This window comes from Methanosaeta sp. UBA356 (assembly GCF_002496465.1).
GTDB lineage: Archaea > Halobacteriota > Methanosarcinia > Methanotrichales > Methanotrichaceae > Methanothrix > Methanothrix soehngenii.
The window spans coordinates 4,047-8,299 of sequence record NZ_DAKC01000112.1; the positions used below are offsets into that span (position 1 = coordinate 4,047).

Genomic DNA, 4,253 nt, shown 5'->3' on the forward strand with positions numbered 1-4,253 from the left:
CGGATGATCTTCCTGTTCACCCCCTCAACCGCTGCCCCAACGGGTCGAGGGAGATAGTGTCCATTCAGGTTCCCCGGGATCACCACATCGTTATGGTAGGTGACCACATGAGGAGACGAATCTCTGAGCATGAAGGCAAACAGGGGGCTGGGCACATGGCTATGATATATGTCCGCATCAAGGTTGGGCCGCTTGATGGGAATAGGAACATAAAAAAGGTCGATGCTGGGAATGCGGACGAATCCGTTATTCCATCTTCCGCATGACGAGGCCACAGTTACCTGGTGGCCCCTCTTCGCCAGGCCGTCGGCCAGGTCCTTCACATGATACTCAACCCCGCCCAGATGAGGGGGAAAATAGGGAGATACCTGAATGATCTTCATGGATTGGAGCGGATATTGGGAGTACAACGAACTTAAAGCTAATGCAATTCAGCTATGTATCAGCCACCTTTAGCATGATGTCAGAGGAGCTATATTCAGTATCTCCTGAGGCATTAAAGCCCCTCTGGCTCATCAGCAGGTCTATCTGTTGATCTATGGAGGTCTTGAGGCGGAAGCTTTTCGCCAGAGAGTTATCGAATGAATACTCGGATGCGTGGCGGCCATCCCTGACCAGGACGGTGATCTGGTAGTCGCCCGCGGAGAGGCCCCGGGTCGACCAGCTCCAGCTATTCGACTCTGACCATCTAATCATATCCTTTCCTCCAAGCTGGAACTTGTATAGGATGGGATCGTTGTCCGGGTCCATGGCCTCCGCCTTCCAGACGATGGTCTCCCCCAGAACCCGAGGGCTGGAGAGATCCGGCACAAGGCTTGAGAGGACGGGAGGCAGATTTTTGTCCATTAATGTGAATTCAGCATCTATTGAGCCATCGAAAGAGTCCGTAGGAGCGTGCTTGCCGTCCCTGGCCAGGACAGTGATCCTATGCGTGCCGGGGGGAGCATCAGATGTGTCCCAGGTCCAGGAAGAGGAAGAGGACCAGCCGGTCATATCCTGGCCATCGAGGAGGAACTTGTAGGATAGCTCGTCTCCATCAGGATCTGCAGCTCTGGCAGTCCAATTTATGATAGCGTCTGTTTCGAGTGGACTGATTGCATCCGGCTTCAGCTCTGCGAACATCGGGATCTGATTGAGGGATGCAGTGGAGGATGCGCCCGCGGGAACATCTGCTGGCTTTGATGGATCTTCAGGAGAGCTTACAAGAAGAGGAGTTGAGGATTCTGCAGACGATTCGATCGGAGAGCCTATTGTCGATTCCTTCAGGGCGTAAGGCCGATTCATCTCGCAGTCAAAGGAGTTCTGGCTGGCATGAGAGCCGTCCATTATCTGAACGGTGATCTTATGATCTCCTGCCATCACTCCAGAGCTATTCCATACCCAGGAATTCGATGGCATCCAGCCGGTCATATCCTGGCCATCGAGGAGGAAGCGGTATGATATCTCATCCAGGTCTGGATCTGCTGCGCTGGCGGTCCAGGTGATCAGGGATCCCTGTGGGCTGGGGCTCTTCCGGTCAGACTCCAGCTCCCTCAGAATGGGTGGCTGGTTTTGTTCCAGGATGACCATGGTGGCATTCAAAGAGCTATCAAATGAGTCCGACGGTGAATGAAGGCCATCCATAGCCTGGACGGTGATGACATATTCGCCCGCGGGCAGATAATGCGTGAGAAAGCTCCAGCTGCCGGATCTGGACCAATTTTTCATCTCTTCACCATTGAGGAGGAAGCGATAGAGGATCCTGTCACCGTCCGGATCTATAGCCTCTGCTCTCCAGATGATCGCTGTGCCCTTTGTCTGAGGGCTGGGCATGCTCGATTGGAGGCTCTGCAGAACCGGCGGATGGTTGATAATGGAATCTCCTTCTGCGGGCTGACCGGGGATGGTGCCGTACCTTGCTGGATTCTTGGCCGTGTTGACATCTTCTGGCACGGGATTTATCTGTTCATCTGACGCTGCAGATGAGGACAGATTAGCAGAGGAAGATGTGGATAGATTTGTAGATAGGAAGATGGATGAGGACACATTCTCAGGGCCAGATGCATTATCAGGGAGGACTGAAATCTTAGATGCCGCCTGATTCGTGGAATTTGAGCTGGAGAGGGATTCAGCCTCCTCGGGATAAGGGCTTTCCTCAGAGGTTATGCTGCTGGCCTTGGGCTGGGCTTTTATCTCGCCGCTGCTCGCATCAGTCGGCTCAGTGACTGCACCGGTCTCGACAGCAGCCTTTGCTGGCGGCGGATATTCTGTCGTCTCCGTGGCATTCTTTTTTTCCGTTTCAGTTGCAGCGGATTGTGGCTTTGATTTGGCAGAAGAGGAGCTGGAGGCTGCAGATCCGCTAACCTGGGCGACAGAGCTGCCACCGCCTCCGGCACTCAGGACTGTGACCTTTGTCTTCTCTTCAAATGAGACTGGCAAGCCGTCAGAGCTCGCCATTGATTCGTTTGTGCTGTTTTCCATTTCTTCCTGATCCTCGGACTGATCATCAACTAGATCGACCAGAAGATGCTCAGATTTGCAGGGGGCAGTGCTGTCCCCTTCTTTGAATAGGAGGAGATCAAGCCTCTGCTGTCCTGGCTGTCCCTCAAGCACAAAGCCCAGCATGCTCTCCCAGGTCTCATTATCAGCCAGACGCAGGCCTTTGACGAAGATGGTGGAATTGTCAAAGACCAGCCGGAGGGAGTAATTGACCGGAATGCCTTCATGGTTGTCGATCCTCGCCCGCGCTTCCAGGTCGCGGCCAGCGGCAAGAGTCGTGTATTGCCCTTCGGATGAATCGCCAAGCTCGCTCTTCGGCCAGGTGACTTCCAGATCGGTATGGCCCTTGGGAGAGGATAAGAAATTCATGCCAGGTTGATAATGATAAAAGGCCAGGGCCAGACCAGCCAGAACGAGGACTGCGGCCAGGGCGATCAGAAGAGGGCCCCGGGAGGAGACGAAGCCTGATGAGATGCGGCCAGATGTCCTGCGACTGCGATAGCTCCTCTTCGCTCCGATCACAAACCTCCTGTTGCGAGGTATAGCCGACCAGCGGAGATAGGATAGGGCGGCAAGAAATAGCACAAGAAAAGAGAGAATAGTGGCCAGGGATGCCGCCTGGAGCCCCCTGGGGGTAAGATACAGAATCAGACTGATGAGCCCTGCCAATAACAGAGAGGCCCCCAGAGAGAGGAGAAGGCGTCTATTCAAATCCAGGTCGCCGGCGGCTGGAAAGAGGGAGAGGACTGCGAGGTAGCCGGGTATCAGTATCACCAGAGCTAAAGCAAGATATGAGGCTGCCTCTTTCAGTGGTGGAGCAAAAAGATTAGCCAGAGCAATCGCTGATAAAGAGATCAGAATGGATGCGATAAGGTACCAGGGAATCTGCCTGGCAGTCCTCAAATCATTATCCCTCCTTTAATAAAGCCTGGAAGTCCATTTGGCAACAAGCAATAAAACCTTTTTCCTTGAATTCTTCATAACTCGATCTCGATTCCCACCGGGCAGTGGTCGGAGCCATAGACATCATCGAGGATAAAAGCCGATTTCACCCGATCACGCATGCTTAAAGAGACGAAGAAGTAGTCGATCCTCCAGCCAACATTGCGCTCGCGAGCCCTGGTTTTCATATCCCAGAAGGAGTATTTTTCCCCTTCAGGATGAAAGAGGCGGAAGGTGTCCAGGAAGCCGTGCTCTATCAATCGGTCGATCCAGGCCCTCTCCTCCGGAAGGAATCCTGATATCTTCTCATTCGGCTTGGGCCGAGCGAGATCGATCTCCTTATGGGCGGTGTTAACATCGCCGCAGATCACAATATCTCTGCCCTCGGCCACAAGCCGGTCCATGAGATCGAGGAACAGATCATAGAACCTCATCTTATAGCTCAACCTCTCCTTTGAGGCCTTACCGTTGGGGAAGTAGACATTGAATAGCAGAAAATCCCCATAGTCGGCAACAATCGCCCTCTGTTCATCATCAAAGCCAGGCAAGCCCAATGAATACTCCAGGCTCAGGGGTTTGGTCTTAGTGAAAAGGGCCACTCCATCCCGCCCCTTCCTGGCGCCCGGACTGAAAAACGATATGTATCCGGGGAGGCCTTTGAGCTCTTTTGGAATCTGATCCTCTGTCGCCTTGATCTCCTGGAGGCAGAGCACATCGGGACGGTCTTTAAGAAGCCAGTCCACAAAACCCTTCTTATAGATGGCTCTCAAGCCGTTCACATTCCAGGACAGAATTCTCATGGATGGCATTCTTTCCCCTCAAATGAGAGTTAT

The 4,253-nt window shown here is 53.3% G+C and carries 3 protein-coding genes; all 3 read right to left on the bottom strand.

Annotation, left to right across the window (positions count from 1 at the left end; translation table 11 throughout):
- Positions 1–410: glycosyltransferase (locus BP727_RS10825; protein WP_286858788.1), on the bottom strand; the 410-nt coding region annotated here is incomplete at its 3' end.
- Positions 411–435: 25 nt separating this feature from the next.
- Positions 436–3,381: a DUF1616 domain-containing protein gene (locus BP727_RS10830; protein ID WP_273278954.1), complete on the bottom strand. Its 2,946-nt coding sequence runs from the start codon at positions 3,379–3,381 to the stop codon at positions 436–438.
- A 74-nt stretch (positions 3,382–3,455) separates the two neighbouring features.
- On the bottom strand, positions 3,456–4,229 hold the full coding sequence (gene xth, locus BP727_RS10835; protein ID WP_276835516.1) for an exodeoxyribonuclease III: 774 nt from the start codon (positions 4,227–4,229) through the stop codon (positions 3,456–3,458).
- Positions 4,230–4,253: the final 24 nt, after the last annotated feature.

Coding starts and splice junctions, on each gene's coding strand:
- xth (WP_276835516.1), bottom strand. CDS start 4,229: ATGCCATCCATGAGAATTCTGTCCTGGAATGTGAACGGCTTGAGAGCC.